Here is an 18,292-nt window from a genome sequence, read left to right as displayed (position 1 = left end):
TAACAAAGCGGGCCTTTCGCCTTTTGCTTTCCAATCAGGGCCACGCCGGAGGAAATATATGCCGTCCACCATGTCGAGAACTTATGCCAAACGCAGCCTGCATAGCATTGTTGCGCACGACCTAGGCGCACGCATTGTGTCTGGCAAGCTGGTGCCAGGCGATGTCCTGCCGACAGAGGCGGCATTAAGTGAATCACTTGATGTCTCGCGCACGGCGCTTCGTGAAGCGATCAAGATCCTGTCGGCCAAGGGGCTGATTGAATCCCGCCCGAAAACCGGCACCCGCGTCAAGCCGCGCTCAAGCTGGAACCTGCTTGATCCCGATGTCCTGTCCTGGCACTTCCCGGATCCGGACCCGGCATTTCTGTATGCCCTGTTTGAAACCCGCCTGATCATTGAACCCAATACCGCCGCCATGGCCGCTGTGCGCGCCACCAAGGAAGAGATCAAGGCAATCTCGGATGCCTATGACGCAATGGAAAGTGCAGAGCGCGGCACAGAGGCGGTCTATATCACCGACCTTGAGTTCCATCAGGCGATCCTGAATGCATCGGCCAACGATTTCATGAAGTCATTTGGCATGCTGATCGAAACGGCACTCATCGGATCATTCCGCCTGTCATCGGGCGGCCCGGCCGCACATGTGCAGTCCCTGCCCGATCACCATGCGGTTTATGCCGCAATCAGCCACCGCGATCCCGAAGAAGCGCGCGCGACCATGCACAAATTGCTGCGCCGGACCATGCGCCAGTTGCGCCAGCAGCTTGGCATGTCGGTCGATCACGACTGGGATCAGATCGGTCTTTAATCGGGATTTATGCTGCAGCCCACCTGCAGCATTTCTTATCGCACGACCAAAATAAAACGGGCACCAACTGGTGCCCGTTTCTTTGTTTGTGATGGTACCAAAGGTTATGTCGCCCCGGCCCGCATCCCGGAGAAGGATCGGGTGATCAGGCGTTGCAGGACGATAAAGCCAAACAGAAGCGCACCAATCATGATCTTGGTCCACCAGCTATTGAGCGAGCCGTCAAAGGCGATCAATGTCTGGATCACGCCCATGATGATCCCGCCAAAGAACGTCCCCATGACAAAGCCCATCCCGCCGGTCAGAAGCGTGCCCCCAATCACCACCGCAGCAATCGCATCAAGCTCGACCCCGACGGCTGCCAATGGATAGGCCGATGCGGTATAAAAGGCAAACACCACACCCGACAGCGCACTGAAAAAGCCCGACAGGGTATAAACCCGAATGATCGTACTATCGACCGGAATGCCCAGCAATTCGGCGGAATGCCGGTCACCACCAATGGCATAAACGTTCCGCCCAAAGCGGGTGTAATGGGCAATCACCACCCCGCCAATCACGGTCGCCAGCATCAAAAGGGCTGATGCCGTTAACCAGCCCCGTCCGGGCAACGGCACCTTGAAGCCGCTAAAGGCGGCAACAAACGGATGGTCAATCGGAACGGAATCCAGATTGATCAAGAAACATATGCCGCGCAGGAAAAACATCCCGGCAAGTGTGATGATAAAGGGCTGAATATCGAACTTTGCGATGATCACGCCCATGAAGGCCCCGAACGCCGACCCGACAATCAGGGAAATCAACGCCGCCAAGACCGGATGCATGCCAAAGCCGCTGACGAGCTCTGCCATCAGCACCCCGATAAAGGCAATCATCGAGCCGACCGAAAGATCAATCCCGCCAGAGAGGATGACAAAGGTCATGCCAACGGCCGTTATGATCAGAAAGGCATTGTCGGTCAGAAGCGCGCCCAGAACATAGGTATCGGAAAAGGCGCGATGTTCAAAAATCCCGTAGCCATACAGCAGTACGAGAACCGCAAGCGTGGCAAGGATCGGATAAAAGCGTTCATTGATTTTCATCGGATTTCCCCCGCTTCAAACGTTCCACCGCCTGCCCGACCAGTTCACGGGATTTTGGTGCCTGCACCAGAAGAACAATCATCACCACAGCCGCCTTGACGATCAGGGTGTATTGAGATGGCAGCCCCGAAAGCAAAATCCCCGTCGTCAGCGCCTGAATGATCAGAACGCCAATCACGGTCATGCCAATAAAGAACCGCCCGCCCATCAAGGACGCACCACCGATCACCACCGCCAGAATGGCATCAAGTTCAAGCCACAAACCGGCATTGTTGGCATCGGCCCCACGGATGTCGGCGGCGATAATGATCCCGGCGAAGGCGGAGCAAAGCCCGGATGCAGCATAGGCCATCAACTTGATGCCGCGTGCATCAATGCCCGCCACCCGGCTCGCACGCGCATTGCCGCCAACCGATTCAACAAACAGGCCCAAGGCGGTCCGGCGCATGATGAAATAGATCGCGGCAATCACGGCGGCCGCAATGATCACCCGCCAGGGAATACCCAATAAATAGCCACTACCAATCGCCTCAAAGAACTCCCCGTGGAAGGTCACGATCTGCCCGCCGGTGATCATCTGGGCAATACCGCGCCCGGCCACCATCAGGATCAGGGTGGCAATAATCGGCTGGATATCGAGAAAGGCGACAAGAACGCCATTCCACAAGCCGCACAACACCCCCGCACCAAGGGCGGCCAGAATGATCACAGCCGGATGCAGGTCGGTATCGCGGATCAAAACCGCCATCACCGCACCCGATATGGCAATGATCGAGCCGACCGAAAGGTCAATGCCACGCGTGCCGATTACGATTGCCATACCGACCGCGACAAGGGCCGTGGACGCCCCGCGATGCACCACATCGACCAGCGATCCATACAGATGCCCGTCCACAATGCGGATGTTAAAGAAGTCGGGTGAAATCACCCCGATCCCCAGCACGATCAAAATCAGTGCCGCGACCGGGCCAAACCAAGGCCGACTTATCAAAGAAGATGCAGACATGGTGCTGCTTTCCCGTAATTTCTTTTTGTCTTGCAAACTGGTCATCGTGCGATCGCCTCGATGATGTTGTCTTGCGTGATCTCGGCACCGACAAGTTCGGAAACCTTTTCGCGATCACGCATCACCGCAACCCGGTCGGCAAAGGCGACAATTTCCTCAAGCTCGCTTGATGCCACAAGCAACGCCAGCCCCTCGTCGCAGAGCTCCTTGATCAGCTTGATGATGTCGGCATGTGCACCGACATCGATGCCGCGTGTCGGTTCATCAAGGATCAGCAGGATCGGCTTGGACACCAACCAGCGGGCCAGAATAACTTTTTGCTGATTGCCGCCACTAAGTTGCCCTACGGGCTTCTCACTATCGGGTGTGGCGATACCCAGCGCCATGATCATGTCATCAGCAAACTGCTGCTGCTCGGCGCGCGGGATCGGGCGCAACCAGCCCCGCCGTCCCTGAAGGGCCAGCACGATGTTTTCACGCACACTCAGTTCGGCAACGATGCCGTCCTGCTTGCGATCTTCCGGGCAAAGCCCGAAGCCAGACCGGATCGCATGACGCGGAGAGCGCAGCATGACCGGCTCGCCATCCAAAAACACAAGTCCGCTATCCGCACGCTGCGTGCCAAACACCAGTTCGGATAGTTCCGTTCGACCGGATCCCAAAAGCCCGGCCAGACCGACAATCTCGCCAGCCTTGAGATCAAGCGACACCGGCTCCAGCACGCGCTTCTTGCCAAGGTTCTTGATCTGGATCTGGCGTATTGGGCCGTTATAGTTGCCCTCATCCTGATGACGGTGGGCACTGACTTCGGCAAGCTCGCGGCCCAGCATGTGATTGATTAGATCAATCTGTGCGAGCTCTCTGGTGACAAACGTTCCAACCAGTCGCCCGTTGCGCAGCACCGTGATCCGGTCGGTGACGGCATAGACCTGATCAAGGAAGTGGGTAACAAAGACAATGCCTAGTCCCTTGGCGCGAAGTTCGCGCATGATGCGGAAAAGTGTCTGGATTTCCTCGCCATCAAGGGATGCTGTCGGCTCATCAAGGATAAGCACCTTGGCATCAAGGGCGACGGCGCGCGCAATCGCCACAAGCTGTTGAATGGCGACCGAATAGGAACCCAACGGTCGATTGACATCAATATCAAGACCAAGGGTGTCAAGTGCTGCCTTGGCGTCGGCCTCGGTCTTTTTCCATGAAATCAGGCCGAATTTCCGGGTTTGACGTTCCAACATCAGGTTTTCGGCCACCGACAAGGTCGGCACCAGATTGACTTCCTGATAGACCGTCGAAATCCCCAACCCCTGCGCATCGCCGGGATGCTGCGGATGGATTTCCTGCCCATCAAGCAGGACGGCACCGGCATCGCGGGGATGCACGCCGGTAATTACCTTGATCAGGGTCGATTTCCCGGCCCCGTTTTCGCCCAGAAGGGCGTGGATTTCGCCTGCTTCAAGGTCGAAATCAACATCCTCCAGCGCCTTGACGCCGGGAAAGAACTTCCCCGCACCGCGCACTGAAAGCACTGCGTTAGACATAACCTGCCCCTCTCCCTGTCTTCTTCTGAAATCTTTTGTCGCGGATACAACCGGACGCACCCCGGCAATCGCCGGAGCACGTCCAATGCTTTGAAAACACGTCTGTTGGTTCCGTGGACCAGAGCCCACGGAAACACTCAGAGGTTATTTACTGCGCATTTTGTATTCTTCCGCGGCGGTATCAGGCAGATAGAGCGGGCCGTTTGCCTTGATCCATTTCGGCACTTCTTCACCGTTCATCGATGCCTTGATCGCATCAAAGGACGGTGCACCAAGATGCGGGTTCAGCTCAATGGTGGCGTTGGTATCGCCATCGGCCATCGCCTTGAAGATGTCAGGCACCGCATCGATCGAAACGATCAACATGTCTTCACCCGGGTTCAGACCGGCTTCCTTGATCGCCTGCACAGCACCAAGTGCCATGTCATCATTATGCGCATAAACCGCACAGATGTTGGCCCCACCGTTTTCAGCTTTCAGGAAACTTTCCATGACTTCCTTGCCGCCTGAACGGGTAAAGTCACCAGACTGCGACCGGATGATATTGATGCCCGGGAAGTTTGAAACAACCGATTCAAAGCCTTCCTTGCGATCGTTTGCCGCAGACGAACCAACGGTTCCCTGCAACTCGACCACATCACAAACACCGTTGGTTTCCGATGCCAGCCATGCAGCAGCCAGCGCACCTTCAACCACGAAGTCCGATGCCACCTTGGTCAGATAAAGGTCATCACTGGCGTCAACGCCACGGTCGACAAGAACAACCGGAATACCGGCATCCTTGGCTTCTTTCAGAACCTGATCCCAGCCGGTTTCAACCACCGGGGCCAGAAGGATGCCATCAACGCCCTGGGCGATAAAGGAACGCACAGCCTTGATCTGGTTTTCCTGTTTCTGCTGTGCATCGGAGAATTTCAGATCAATACCGCGACGTTCGGCTTCGGCCTTGATCGACGCGGTTTCAGATGTCCGCCAGCCACTTTCCGACCCGATCTGCGAGAACCCGATCATCATTTCGGCCTGTGCGGCAACCGAAAGACCAAGCGCAACACCCAGCGCTGCAGTTGAGACTGCGAGCTTTTTAAAACTTACCACGATTTCCTCCCTAAGTGTGGTTTCTTGCTTAAAAGCCATATAGTATTACAATATGATTTGTTGACCCTCAACCATATAGTGCATCATCCTTTCGGGTGATCGCGCCGAACGATCCAAAACGGCTTACAAACCTAGAAAAATCAATGCTCGGGAAGGCAATCGATGTCCAAGACCACCTCAACACCCCACATGGCAGGAACCAGCACTGACACAGCCGAAACGGGCACAAATGCCCCACGTACGAGCATCTCAAGCCCTCAGATTCGCGTCTTGGTTTCTGCGCTTGGCGCGCGTCTTTGCGGGGTCTATCTGCGCAATCCCGACACCGGGAAAGAGACCAATATAGCCGTCAACCTGATCGATGACGCCGCCTACCTTGCGCAAGACAGCTATATCGGGGCGGTCTGCGGACGCTATGCCAACCGCATCGAAAGATCGCAATATCGCGATGAAACCGGCAAGCTCATCAAGCTTGCTGCGAACGAGGGCGAAAACCACCTGCATGGCGGCCCAGACGGTTTTGACCGCCGGATCTGGACGATCACGGCGCAAACCGAAACCAGTGTGACGTTTGAACTCACCTCACCCGATGGGGATCAGGGATATCCGGGTACATTGAGTGCACAGGCAACCTATTCACTGATCGCGGATAATCGCCTTCGGCTTGAAATCACCGCCACCTGCGATCAGCCCTGCCCGGTCAACATGACCAGCCACGCCTATTGGAACTTGTCTGGAAAATTCGACGCGACCGCCGCCGACCACGTCTTACAAATCGATGCCGATCAATGGCTTCCGGTCGATGACAAACTCATTCCCAACGGCCCGCCACGTGACGTTGCCGGTACCGGTTATGACTTCCGCAACCCTGCCAAAATCGCCGACATGCTGCCAAACGCCAACCAAGGCTTTGATCACAATTTCTGCCTGACCGGCGACCGCGGACCCCTGCGCCAGATCGCCATCCTGTCCGATCCCACAAGTAACCGCGCGATCAAACTGTTATCAACAGAAGCCGGCCTGCAATTCTATCTCGCTCAGCATTTCACAGACGCGATGAAAACCGAAACCGGCACAGCCCTGCACAAAACCGCCGGCATCGCCCTGGAACCACAAACCTCCCCAAACAGCGTCAACCGCCCGGATTTTCCAAGCCCCTGGCTCAAACCCGGCGAGACCTATCGTCATGTGATTGAGTGGGAGTTTGACCAAGGGCGTTAAAGCGCAGCGACCGCCCCATCCGCGCGCGGATCAGACGCACCTTCCATCACGCCACCCTTGCGCAGTCGAATGCCACCAGCATGCCCCATCATGTCTTCATAGGGTCCAACGAGTTCGACCGTATGACCGGCGGATTTCAGTTGTTCGATCAAAGCCGGGTCAAAACGATTTTCGAGCTTAAGGGTTGTGGTGTCATCGCCCCAGGTTTTGCCAAGTAACCAGCGCGGGGCGCTAACTGCTTCCTGCAGGTCCTGCCCGAACATCACATTCCGGGTGAAGATCGCCGACTGGGTTTGCGGCTGCCCCTCGCCGCCCATGGTACCATAGGTCAGCACCGATCCGTCATTGAGCCGGGCCAAGGCCGGGTTCAGGGTGTGGAATGGCAAGCGGCCCGGTCCGAGTTGATTGGGACCATCGTGCAACGTAAAGCTCGACCCGCGGTTCTGCCAAAGCACGCCGGTTTCGGGCACCACGATGCCGGATCCAAATTCCCAGAAGATGCTCTGGATATAACTGACAGCAACGCCATTGGCATCAACCGCCCCCACCCAGATCGTATCGCCCGGCTTGGCGACATGCGGCCAAGGGAGTGCTGTTTTCATATCGATTTTGGCGGCTTCGGCAGCCAGCATTTCATCAGACAGCAACGTCATCGGATCAATGCTCATGCGGTCCGGATCGCCGACATGGGCATCGCGCTTGAGGAAGGCACGCTTGGTTGCCTCGACAAGCCCATGGATATGATCAAACCCGTCACGCTGTGCGGTGCCCAAGCCCAGACGATCATAAAGACCAAGGATCATCAGCGATGCGACGCCCTGGGTCGGCGGCACCATGTTAAACACAGTACCACTGGAAAGTTTGACCGACAGCGGCGTCATGATTTTGGCGTGATAGCCTTCCAGATCGGCAAGGCGGATCGGGCTTCCGACAGCTTCAAGCCCCAATGCATTGCTGCGCGCAATATCACCGCGATAAAAATCGTCAAACCCGGCACGACCAAGATGTTCAAGCGTCGCACCGAGGGCCGGTTGGCTCAGAACATCACCGATCGCCGGAAGGCCGTTTGCGGCATAGGTCTCGACAAAACCCGGGGAGTTTTCAAGCTCCGGCATTTTGCTTTTGGTCAGCTCACTCTGCGATTTCGTGATCGGCACACCGGTTTTGGCGTGATGTACAGCATCGGCCATCAGGCGACTATGCGGCATCTTGCCACCAAGCGATGCTGCAACCTCGGCCGCCTTGATCCAGCCGCCGATGGCACCCGCCACCGTCAGGGCCGCCATCGGACCCCGGGCCGGGATTGCTGCATGCCCCTGTTCGCGGTAGAAATCTGGTGTCACTAGCCCTGCGGCCCCGCCGCACGCCCGAATGGCAACCGGATCCTTTCCCGGCTCGGCAACTAGCCAGAACCCGTCCCCGCCAATCGCATTCATATGCGGATAGACAACGGCAATCGTCGCAGCAGCAGCAATCATCGCCTCAACCGCATTGCCGCCTTCGCGTAGGATGTCACGCCCGGCCTCAGCGGCCAGATGATGGGGTGCGGTGACCATGCCCCCGAGTGCGGTTCTTGAACGTAACATTGTGCGTTGGTCTCCCTGCCATGATGCGTTCGGACATGCCCCGTGTTGAATGGAGCGTGTCCGGGTACATCGTTCATAGCGCTGTTTTGTTTTTCCGTTCAGCGCCTTTTCACATCGTAGAATAAATCCCCTACCACCCAATCAGATTGGGCAACCAACTGGTCAGTTCCGGGAAGATAAACAGCAAGACCAGCGCGATCGCCTGAATGCCGATAAACGGGATCACGCCGCGATAGATATCAACCGTTGAAACCGATTTGGGTGCGACACCTTTCAGGAAGAACAAAGCCCAGCCAAAGGGCGGTGTCAGGAAGCTGGTCTGAAGGTTCATCGCCACCAGAATGGCAAGCCAAGCCATATCGATCCCGCTATATTGGAATACCGGCAGGAACATCGGGAGCGCGATATAGGAAATCTCGATCCATTCAAGGAAGAAGCCGAGAACAAAGATCACGCCCATCATGAACAGAAGGTTGCCCATGTCGCCACCCGGCACCCATTCAAACATGGCATGAACAAGTCCCTCGCCGCCAAGGCCACGGAACGCCAGACCAAAGGGCTGTGCGCAGATCAGGATAAAGAACACCATCGCACTCGTGATCAGCGTGTCATGCAGCACATCGCGCATCACACGCAAATTCAAACGCCCTGTAAACAGCGCAAGAAGCAACGCCCCAAGCGCCCCCATGGAGGCCGCCTCTGTCGGGGCAGCAATCCCGCCAACGATAGAGCCCAACACAGCAAATACCAGGGCTAACGGCGGCACAACAACTTTGGCAATCTTGAGCAGCAATTGCTGCGTGTTCATGGCATCGCGCTCATCCTGCGGGATCGCGGGCACCATTTCGGGCTTAAAAATGCCCAGCAGCACAAGATAGAGCCCAAGCATCCCGGCCAGGATCAAGCCCGGCACCATGGCTGCGGCAAATAATGTCCCGACAGACTCACCAAGAATATCGGCCAGCAGGATTAGCACCAGACTGGGCGGGATGATCTGCCCAAGTGTGCCCGACGCACAGATCACGCCACTGGCAACACCCTTGTCATAGCCGCGATTGATCAGCGGCTGCAGCGAGAGCAAGCCAACCGTCACAACGGTCGCGCCGACAACGCCAGATGATGCCCCCATAAGCACACCAACAATCACGATGGCAAGGCCCATGCCGCCCTTAAGCCGCCCCATGGCATGCCCGATCACATCAATCAGTTCTTCGGCCAGCTTCGACTTTTCAAGCATCACCCCCATGAATATGAAAAGCGGTAATGCCAGCAGCGTATAATTGGTCACAACCCCGTAAACGCGCGCAGGCAACAGGTTAAACAAACCGGTGCCAAACCCCATAATTCCAAAGGCAAATCCCGAAATTGCAAGCGAGATCGCCACAGGCACACCGAGCACGAGGAAGCCAAAGAATCCCCCGACCATACCGATGGCCAGCCATTCATTTCCGGTCATTTCTGATTAGTCTCCTGCACCGCTTTGCGTTACCGCATCAGATGCATCCAAGGCAGGTTCACTGTCGCGAGCGACGATTTGACGATAATTGATCAGTCCTTGTGCAATCGCCTGGAGCAGCAACAAACCAAATCCGATCGGGATAAAGGCCTTAAGCAGGAAGCGATACGGCAATCCCCCGGGATCTGGTGATCCCTCGCCCATCATGATGGATTGTTCGACATAAGGGATTGAAAACCAGATCAAGGCCCCACCCAAAATCGCCATCAAGACAGCAGAAAACAGATCAATGATCGCCTGGGCCCGAGGGCCCAGGCGATCATATAGAAAATCGACCCGCACATGACCGCCGTGGCGCATGCCATAGGCCATCCCCATCAGGGCAATTGGTGACACCAGATGCCATTCAAGTTCCTGCATCGCGACACTTCCGGAATTAAACAAGTAGCGCAGCAAAACATTGCCACCGACCACCAGAACAAGGGCCAGACCACTGATCGCAGCCCCCCATCCGGCAATGTCGACAACCAGCCCCAAGGCACGGTCCGGTAACGGTTCAGTACGGGTCGAATTCATATCAGCCCATCCCGCCTTTCGATGAAATGATGCCGTGATAGGGTTTTTCACTGATCGCGGCCCATTCACGGTGCGTGTCACGGAACGCCATGAAGCTGTCATGGACCTTTTTGGTGACCGGATCCTTGGCGGCTTCGGCTTCCAGGGTGTCAGCCGTGATCCCCTTGAGTTTGGTAACCACTTCATCCGGAAGCGTCTGCGCGGTAACGCCAAAGTTCTCGACGAGATCACGCAGGGCAGCCGCGTTATTGGCTTCGCACCAAGAATGGCTATCAAGGTTGCACGCCTGTGCCGCGTTTTTGACAATCGCCTGAAGATCGGCCGGAAGGCTTTCCCAGGCTTTCTGATTGATCAGAAGCTCGGTCACGTTAGACGGCTCATGCCAGCCGGTGGTGTAGTAGTATTTGGCCGCTTTCTGAAGCCCCAGACGACGATCCTGATACGGGCCAACGAATTCGGCTGCATCAATCACGCCACGTTCAAGGGCCGGAAAAATCTCCCCACCCGGAAGCAGTTTCACTTCTACACCGATCTGCTGATAGACCTTGCCGGCAAGACCCGGGATACGCATTTTCAAGCCGTTGAAATCCTCAAGGCTTTCAATCGGCTCACGGAACCAGCCGGTCATCTGAACACCGGTATTGCCCATCGGGAAGGCCACCAGACCATAAGGCTGATAAACTTCATGCCACAGCTCAAGCCCGCCGCCGTGATACAGCCAAGCATTTACACCCTGGAAGTTCAGGCCGAACGGAACCGTTGTGAAATACTGCGCGGCGAAGATTTTACCCGCCCAGAAATAGGCGTTGGCCGCATTCATTTCGACGGTACCAGCCTGTACCGCGTCAAAGCCTTCAAGAGCCGGGATCAGCTCGCCCGCGGCAAAATGCTGAATGTTCAGACGACCATTCGACATTTCGGTGACGCGCTTGCAGAAATCTTCCGGGCTGCCCGGACCGGTCACATAGAAAGGTGATCCCGGACCATAGGCATTGGTCATTTTCCAGTTAAAGGTTTCCTGAGCGCGCACGATGTTCGGGGCGGCAATCACCCCTGCACCGGTTGCCGCAGCACCGATTGCCGTTTTGGTCAGAAAGTCGCGACGTTTAACATTTGTCATTGATGTCTCCCTGATAGAGATAGCTGTTTCTATGAAACGTAAGCTCAACGGAAAGCACTCCGCATTGTGTATACATCTTGCAACACTCATGCCATTGCTTATTTATCAATGACTTAAGCAGATATATCATCTTTCCGATGACATCGAAATGCACAATATTTAATCTATATGCTACATCGCACATTTTTAATGCACATAAAATACGCAATTGACCGCAGAGAAAATGAACTCAATTTTACAACCCTTGAGATACTTGGCCTTGATGCAAATATTGGTGTATACATTCGAACCAAATAAACCTCGCAAGAAGGGTCCAATCGCCAGATGATCGAGCTTCGCCATACGCTCAGCACCCCACCCGAGCAATCCGAACCCGTCGGCATTGCCCAGCAGCTTTGTCAGGCGCTGGAAGACGATATCGTGAAAGGCAAGCTGCCCCCGGGACAGCGTCTGGAAGAACCACTTTTGGCCAAACGGTTTGGCGTATCACGCACCCCGGTACGCGAAGCGTTGCAGTTGTTAACCGCAACAGAACTGGCAGAAAAAATTCCCAATCGCGGCGTGTATGTTTCGCTGGCCACCCCGGCACGCTTGACCGAGATGTTTGAAAGCATGGCAGAGCTGGAAGGCATGTGCGGCCGCCTTGCTGCCAAGCGTATGACCAGCACTGAACGCCACAACCTTGAAAAACTGCATCATGAGCTGGCGGAAACGGTCCGTCTTGGGGATAGCGACAACTACGAGACCCTCAATCGGTCATTTCACAACACGTTATATCTCGGCACCCATAATGATGTGCTGGTCGATGTTACACTTTCCGTACGCCGACGCGTAGCGCCCTTCCGCCGCGTTCAGTTCCAAAGCCTGGCGCGATTGGCCTCCTCGCATGAGGAACATCAGGGTATTGTCGATGCCATTCTGCGCGGTGATGTCAAGGCGGCCGAAGACTTGCTTTACGGGCACATCATGGCGGTGCATGAGATCAGTCAGGAATATCTTGCAAGCTTGCGCGATGCGAGCGCTCAAAACGACCGGGCCGTTGCAAAATAAGACTTCAAAACAGAGATTATCCTAACGCCGCCGGCTTTCGTAGCTCTCGCCGAAACGCGCCGGGCCCTTCGCCATATTGCGCCTTGAAACGCCGGGAAAAAGCCGGCATTGATTGGTAGCCGCACCGCGAGGCAATCTCATCCATCGACAGGTTGGTATCGCGCAAAAGCGCCTTGGCCCGACGCATGCGCCAGTTTTGCAGATATTGCATTGGCGCGATCCCGACGCATTCACCAAACCGCACAACAAAACGCGTCCGTGACATGCCGGCCTGCCTTGCCAGGCGCTCCGACGTCCAGTCATGATCAGGCCGGGCGTGGATACCGGATAGTGCACGCGCGATTTTGACATCTGCCAATCCCGCAAGGAACCCTTGTGGCATATCAGAACGCTGTAATTGCGCTGCCATAAGCGTCATAACAAGCACCTCCATCAGGCGCGCCAGTGCTCCCCGCCATCCGGGCTCTGCGTTCTGCGCAAGCGTTCTGATCATTGCAACGATGGAGGATTGCGCCACTGCGGCGGCATCATCGGCGCGCAGGATCACGTGATCATCAATCAAACCAAATCCCGGATGGCGTTCATCCTCGTCAAACGCACAAAACCCGCACAATAAGCGCACATCGCACCCTTCGTCCGGCTGGTTGCGCAACATCCCCGCCACCAGATCAAAGCCCGCCACCATGGCATCCGGCAGTGCGACAACCTTGCGCCCCGGGGCATCACACAGGATGTGCCCGCGACCATTTGGCACCAGCACGAGATCACCTTCGTGAAGATCAATGACCGGCTCATCTTCGGAAAGCATGAGCTTACAGCCCCCCGCCAGAACAAGATGAAACCGGATGCGTGCCCCTTCAGTTGGAACAAGAACACTGAACGCGCCGGCCAGCTCTGCGGTGAAATACAGATCACTGCGCAAACGCAAACCGGCACAAACGTCACTTAATACATCCTGCTGCATCGTCTCCACCAAGGATTTTGGAACGATCTGATAAATTATCGGCAGCTTAGCGCAAAGACACAGGTCCGGGAATGCTCAATGATCCGCAAAGCGTATCACCAGATGGACAACCAAAATCATGAACCCTGAAAACCTTACCGCCCTGATCGGTTTTGCCTTTGTCATGTCCGTTTCACCCGGTCCAGGCAATTTCCTGTTGCTGGCATCCGGTGCGAATTTCGGCATCGCGCGCACCATCCCGCTGATCCTTGGCATCAGCAGCGGATTTCTCTCGATGGTGTTCCTGATTGGTTTGGGATTGGGCGAGGTTTTGGAGCGTTTCCCCATGGCACAGGACGTTCTGCGTCTTATCTGCTTTGGCTATATCCTGTGGCTCGCCTACAAGATATCGCAAATCCGATCCCTTGACGGCACCGGCCCACAAACCTCAAAACCCATCGGGTTTGTTCAGGCCGCAATGTTGCAGCTCCTGAACCCCAAGGCATGGACCGTTGCCCTGATCGTGACGGCCACCTACACAGCGCCGGACGCAGGCATTCATGGGCTTTTGACAATGATTGCCGTCTTTGCCCTGGTCAATATCCCGTCCATTTCAAGCTGGGCAATGTTTGGCGCCACCATGCGATCCTTCATCAGCCAGGGCAATCGGGCCCGTATCTTCAACATCATCATGGCTGTGCTTCTGGTCGCATCGATGGCGCCGATGTTACTGCCCCTCTAGGGGAAGCTCAGGTTTACCGCTGAGATAAAAGCCGATCGATCGACAGCTTTCCGCCCCCGGCAAAGACCATGGCAGCAAGAAGTGCGATCCAAAGCAAACGATGATCAATCAGCTCTGTTGGAAGGCCGTTGGCAAGCATGCCAAGCGCTGTACCATGAAACGCCACATCGACGATGGTTTGCACAACGACAAAGCCGATCATGCCAAGGGCAGCAAGGCGAGTGAACAGGCCCGCGACAATCAGGATCGGCAGAACAAACTCGCCAATGGTTCCGGCCCAGACAATCAGATGCCACGGGAAGAACGGAATGGCGGAGGTATCATAAAGATACTGCTCGGCAATCGGCGGCAGGATCTGCGCAAAGGCCCCGGCGCTCAGCCCAAAGCCATCAATCTTGGTCAGCGCACTGTTGAAATAATAGGGCAGCAGTAGAAGCACAAAAAGCCCCCGGCTGGCAATCCCGACAACATCACGCCCCCCAAGGGCGTCCAATTTCATCTCAAGACGGGCAAAGCCACCCATTACGTTCTGTACATTATTCGTCATCATGCCCGTTTCCTCTCGGGGTATTCTGGCGGGCGTCGAATGCGCCCGTTGTTAAAAATTCGGCAAAGCTGGCAATGACATCAAAATCCGGATCGGCCTGAAGTGCCTCGGCGCACGCATCACCAAGGCTCAGACCGCCTTGCGTCAGTGCAGCAATGAACACCGCTTGCCCCGCGCTCAGAAGACGCATTTCGACCTGCATGTAAGGCCGGGTGATCAGAACGGTTTCCGCGCGTTGCACGATGCTGGCTTTCCCACCCTGCGCGCCTTCAACCGGGTTTTGCACATTCCAGATGGAAAAGATTGGATAGCTTGACGCAATCACCTGACAGGCCGGATGGGCCTGCAGCTTCACGGCTTCAAGCTGGTCCTCAAGCCCGGCCAGATCATAGGCCATCAATGGCTTGGCGTCGGCTGATGTGCTGACCTCAAGCCGGGCCCGTTCAAGCAGGGCAATGTCCGGCAGATACGGCAAGCTTTCCCGCACCGGATGGTTTGCGAGAAACTCCGAAAACCCCGCCCCATAAAGGGCAAGCGATCCGGCACGCATGGTTTCGGATTGAACAAAGCCCTGTGCAAGGCGATCAAAAAAGCCATCACCGACCAGCTTGTGCACCGTCGGATATGCAGCACCCAACGCGTCATAAAGTCCACGATGGACATTGTTGCGGTAAATCTTGAAACGATGCGCATAGCCTTCTGCGACACTGCTCGGTGCTGCATCGGGCTCGGATGCGTTCAGCGCATCGGTAAAGCCGTCATAAAATGCCTTGAGTGCCGTCATGACGCGGCCTCAAGCTGATCCGCCACGGCAAAATCAAGATGCCTGTCGGCAAGGGCTGCTTCACGCGCCAGCACATCCCAGCCCGGCACATCATTATCCCATTCAATCAGGGTCGGCTTGCGCCCGATGCGCGCCATCAGGCGGTCAAACAGATCCCAAACCGGATCGGCCACGGGGCGTGAATGGGTATCGATCAGAACATTGTCTTCGGGGTTGGCGTCTTCCTCATGCCCGGCCAGATGGATTTCACCCACCAGATCACCTGGCACCGCATCAATGAAGGCGTTGGCATCAAAGCCCAGATTATAGGCCGATATGTAAACATTGTTTACATCGATCAGCAATCCACAGCCGCTACGCTCTGCCGCTTCGCTGATGAACTCAAGCTCGGGGATCGAGTTTTGCGGCAGCGGCACATAGGAGGTCGGGTTTTCAATCAGAATCCGACGTCCGATAAAGTCCTGTACCGTGTTGATGGCATCCACCAGCTGCGCCAACGAAGTCTGCGTCATCGGGGTCGGCAACAGATCGGCCATATAAAGCCCTTCATGGGCCGACCAAGCAATATGCTCGGACACCATGGCAGGGTTAAACCGGTCGACCAGACGTTTGAGGTCGGCCAGATGATTTTTGTTAAGCGCCTCCCCACCCCCGAGCGACAAACCGACCCCATGCATGGAGATCGGGTATTGCGCAGACAGCTCTTCAAGCATGGCAAGTCGCGGGCCGCCGGCAACCATGTAGTTTTCCGGATGAACCTCAAACCAGCCAACAGCGGGGGCGTTACTGAAGATGTCTTGTGCGTGCTCGGCCTTGAAGCCGACACCCGCGCGTTCAGGAAGCCCATGGGCCGGAAGCGAACGGTTGGAAATCTGTGTCAGCGTTTTCATATCGGAGAACCTTATCTTTTCTGCTCAGCGCTCAGGATGGAATGCCCAGGGCGGACGATCAGTACATCGGGACAGGGGAGACATATGCAGATCTGTACTGACCGTCCGTTGGGACGCTAGGCAGGCTTCAGGAGGTATGGGGGCTTAGCCCTGCGGGATATCGCGCTCGAGTGCTTCGAGGCTGCCCATCACTTCACGGCCATCAGCTGTGGTGAAGCTCATGTCTTCACAGGTGCCGGCCGGAACCAGTTTCCAGGCATTGCCCTGATAATCGACAGTCGAAGTACCGGCACAGGTCGTGCCCGGACCAGCTGCACAGTCATTCTGACCAGCCAGCGACACGCCAAAACATTTTTCCTTGGCACCGTCGGCTGCTGCCTGGTTGATCGCAGCCATTGAAACAGCAGCGCTCAATGCTGCGCCCAGAACCATTGCTTTTTTCATCGTCGTTTCCCTTCGGTTAAATAAGGACCCTCAAGTCCAGGTGATGATTTAACCGTAAGGGCGATGTGCATTTTCGTCACTGCACCATTCGCACACGCGCAGTCAAAGGGGCGTGAGAGATTTCACACAAATCCTCACACCCGCGTGAGGCGCTTCGTGAGTTGGCGGCGCACCATAACAGCCCCGCGTCGCGCATGCCGCCTCCCTCATTGACACAACCTGGGGAACTAAATCTGCTTTTCCGGAACTTAATACCATAGCACTCACAACCGGAACCCAGGAGAGTTGTCATGGTTGGACAAGTCAATGCAAATGGTGTCAATGCCCCCGCACTCGGGCAAAACTCGCCAGTTGACAACGGAAATGCCCAGAATGATGGCATCATCGCCAAAGGCATTGGCGTGATGAAAAAGATCTTTCTTCATATTTCAGGAAAGGCAGCTGACGTGCATGCGCAGCAGCTATCCAACTTGAAAGCGCAGGTCAGAAACGAAATGGGCGAAGGTGGTCTTGCAGCGCTCAGCAAAACGCTTGAACGCCATCACTGGGATGGTGAAGACTCAACAAAACTGTTTTCCAGCTCGGAGCTGAAGTCGCTGCGCACAGAAACGGCCCATATCAAAGATATTGATGAGCGTCTTGCAGCCAAGAAAGCGGACTTCAGCAGCAATATCGATACCATCATGTCCACCCCACAACTGAAAGATGCGCTTGTTGAGATCATGACCGCCCGGTTTTCCATGGAAAATGTTCAGTCTCTGGAGGCGATCGAAGGATATTGTTCAGGCGACATCCAACCGACCACCCAGCAGGAGTTCCAGGATCTTCTTAACGTGTGTAACACGTACTTTGAGTCCGCAGATGATCCGATGGACGACGGCGACCCATATCGTGACTTGGATCCCAATACACAAGTTAAAACCAATCTGAGCGGTGACCTCAAAAACCAACTTGATGACAAAAAGCACGCCCTTCAGGGTGCGATGGCAAATGGCACGCTCCAAGACAAGACCGATGCAGCAAATGAACTGATTGCCAAGTTTTCCGCAGTCAAAACTGCACTGGGTAATTTGATTACCTCAAACATAAGGAACGAACCTGTTTTCACCGCTGCGGTCGAACGTCAGGCACAAGCGGAAATAAAAGCGGAAGTCCTTCATGAGAACCTGCAAAGATCCGGTCTGATTTGACCGCACTGTAATTGGCCAACGCCTCGAACGACACGTGGGAAGGTGGGCAACAAGACGCTTGAACAACAAAAAAAACCCTGACCAAAACGGTCAGGGTTTTTCTATGATTTCTAAATAGGGAATATGATTGCTGTATTTGGAAGGCCCGGCGGTGACCTACTCTCCCGTGCCTTAAGACAAAGTACCATCGGCGCAGGCTGGTTTCACTTCTGAG

18 protein-coding genes are annotated in these 18,292 nt (G+C 55.6%); 5 read left to right on the top strand and 13 right to left on the bottom strand.

What is annotated here, in order from left to right; all coding sequences use genetic code 11:
- The first annotated feature begins 58 nt into the window (after positions 1-58).
- A complete protein-coding gene (locus tag CMO10_RS11870) occupies positions 59-808 on the top strand; it encodes a FadR/GntR family transcriptional regulator (protein WP_297022315.1) in 750 nt (249 codons plus the stop codon).
- Positions 809-912: 104 nt separating this feature from the next.
- On the opposite strand, the gene yjfF is transcribed toward CMO10_RS11870, so the two are convergent.
- The 4 genes from yjfF to CMO10_RS11850 all read right to left on the bottom strand — a co-directional run bounded on the left by yjfF (position 913) and on the right by CMO10_RS11850 (position 5,529).
- Complete coding sequence (yjfF, locus tag CMO10_RS11865) at positions 913-1,890, bottom strand: galactofuranose ABC transporter, permease protein YjfF (RefSeq protein ID WP_297022312.1); 978 nt, start codon at positions 1,888-1,890, stop codon at positions 913-915.
- Complete coding sequence (locus tag CMO10_RS11860; protein ID WP_297022310.1) at positions 1,877-2,896, bottom strand: ABC transporter permease; 1,020 nt, start codon at positions 2,894-2,896, stop codon at positions 1,877-1,879. The genes yjfF and CMO10_RS11860 overlap by 14 nt, the downstream gene beginning before the upstream one ends.
- 41 nt (positions 2,897-2,937) lie before the next feature.
- Positions 2,938-4,434: a sugar ABC transporter ATP-binding protein gene (locus CMO10_RS11855; protein ID WP_297022307.1), complete on the bottom strand. Its 1,497-nt coding sequence runs from the start codon at positions 4,432-4,434 to the stop codon at positions 2,938-2,940.
- 144 nt (positions 4,435-4,578) lie between these two features.
- Positions 4,579-5,529 carry an ABC transporter substrate-binding protein gene (locus tag CMO10_RS11850; RefSeq protein WP_235284929.1) on the bottom strand — a complete coding sequence of 317 codons (951 nt, stop codon included), beginning with the start codon at positions 5,527-5,529 and terminating at the stop codon, positions 4,579-4,581.
- Between the two features lie 162 nt (positions 5,530-5,691).
- Here CMO10_RS11850 and CMO10_RS11845 point away from each other — a divergent pair, with 162 nt between their 5' ends.
- Positions 5,692-6,750, top strand: coding sequence for an aldose epimerase family protein (locus CMO10_RS11845; RefSeq protein ID WP_297022299.1), 1,059 nt, complete (start codon positions 5,692-5,694; stop codon positions 6,748-6,750).
- On the opposite strand, the gene CMO10_RS11840 is transcribed toward CMO10_RS11845, so the two are convergent.
- The 4 genes from CMO10_RS11840 to CMO10_RS11825 form a co-directional block, all read right to left on the bottom strand.
- A complete protein-coding gene (locus CMO10_RS11840) occupies positions 6,747-8,336 on the bottom strand; it encodes a gamma-glutamyltransferase family protein (protein WP_297022297.1) in 1,590 nt (529 codons plus the stop codon). The two genes, CMO10_RS11845 and CMO10_RS11840, sit on opposite strands and share 4 nt — an antisense overlap.
- A gap of 130 nt (positions 8,337-8,466) precedes the next feature.
- Positions 8,467-9,792: a TRAP transporter large permease gene (locus CMO10_RS11835; RefSeq protein ID WP_297022295.1), complete on the bottom strand. Its 1,326-nt coding sequence runs from the start codon at positions 9,790-9,792 to the stop codon at positions 8,467-8,469.
- 6 nt (positions 9,793-9,798) lie between these two features.
- A complete protein-coding gene (locus tag CMO10_RS11830) occupies positions 9,799-10,368 on the bottom strand; it encodes a TRAP transporter small permease subunit (RefSeq protein ID WP_297022292.1) in 570 nt (189 codons plus the stop codon).
- A 1-nt stretch (position 10,369) separates the two neighbouring features.
- Entirely contained in the window at positions 10,370-11,488 is a 1,119-nt protein-coding gene (locus CMO10_RS11825) for a TRAP transporter substrate-binding protein (protein ID WP_297022289.1), read from the bottom strand.
- A 324-nt stretch (positions 11,489-11,812) separates the two neighbouring features.
- Here CMO10_RS11825 and CMO10_RS11820 point away from each other — a divergent pair, with 324 nt between their 5' ends.
- On the top strand, positions 11,813-12,538 hold the full coding sequence (locus tag CMO10_RS11820) for a GntR family transcriptional regulator (protein ID WP_297022286.1): 726 nt from the start codon (positions 11,813-11,815) through the stop codon (positions 12,536-12,538).
- Between the two features lie 16 nt (positions 12,539-12,554).
- On the opposite strand, the gene CMO10_RS11815 is transcribed toward CMO10_RS11820, so the two are convergent.
- Entirely contained in the window at positions 12,555-13,502 is a 948-nt protein-coding gene (locus tag CMO10_RS11815; RefSeq protein ID WP_297022282.1) for an AraC family transcriptional regulator, read from the bottom strand.
- Between the two features lie 118 nt (positions 13,503-13,620).
- Here CMO10_RS11815 and CMO10_RS11810 point away from each other — a divergent pair, with 118 nt between their 5' ends.
- On the top strand, positions 13,621-14,223 hold the full coding sequence (locus CMO10_RS11810; RefSeq protein WP_297022280.1) for a LysE family translocator: 603 nt from the start codon (positions 13,621-13,623) through the stop codon (positions 14,221-14,223).
- A 13-nt stretch (positions 14,224-14,236) separates the two neighbouring features.
- Here the strand turns inward: CMO10_RS11810 and CMO10_RS11805 are convergent, their stop codons facing one another.
- The 4 genes from CMO10_RS11805 to CMO10_RS11790 all read right to left on the bottom strand — a co-directional run bounded on the left by CMO10_RS11805 (position 14,237) and on the right by CMO10_RS11790 (position 16,888).
- Entirely contained in the window at positions 14,237-14,773 is a 537-nt protein-coding gene (locus tag CMO10_RS11805) for a DoxX family protein (RefSeq protein ID WP_297022278.1), read from the bottom strand.
- On the bottom strand, positions 14,760-15,554 hold the full coding sequence (locus CMO10_RS11800) for an HvfC/BufC N-terminal domain-containing protein (protein WP_297022275.1): 795 nt from the start codon (positions 15,552-15,554) through the stop codon (positions 14,760-14,762). Before CMO10_RS11800 ends, CMO10_RS11805 begins: the two co-directional genes overlap by 14 nt.
- A complete protein-coding gene (gene bufB, locus CMO10_RS11795) occupies positions 15,551-16,444 on the bottom strand; it encodes an MNIO family bufferin maturase (protein WP_297022272.1) in 894 nt (297 codons plus the stop codon). The genes CMO10_RS11800 and bufB overlap by 4 nt, the downstream gene beginning before the upstream one ends.
- A gap of 144 nt (positions 16,445-16,588) precedes the next feature.
- Entirely contained in the window at positions 16,589-16,888 is a 300-nt protein-coding gene (locus tag CMO10_RS11790; RefSeq protein ID WP_044826888.1) for a BufA1 family periplasmic bufferin-type metallophore, read from the bottom strand.
- Positions 16,889-17,178: 290 nt separating this feature from the next.
- Here CMO10_RS11790 and CMO10_RS11785 point away from each other — a divergent pair, with 290 nt between their 5' ends.
- Positions 17,179-18,078 (top strand): hypothetical protein, encoded by a 900-nt coding sequence (locus tag CMO10_RS11785; protein WP_297022267.1) that lies wholly within the window; start codon positions 17,179-17,181, stop codon positions 18,076-18,078.
- Positions 18,079-18,292: the final 214 nt, after the last annotated feature.

It is taken from the genome of Thalassospira sp. (assembly GCF_002709775.1).
Taxonomy (GTDB): domain Bacteria; phylum Pseudomonadota; class Alphaproteobacteria; order Rhodospirillales; family Thalassospiraceae; genus Thalassospira.
The sequence above is the reverse complement of the archived record's forward strand: the minus strand, read 5'-3'. Positions and strand labels throughout refer to the sequence as shown.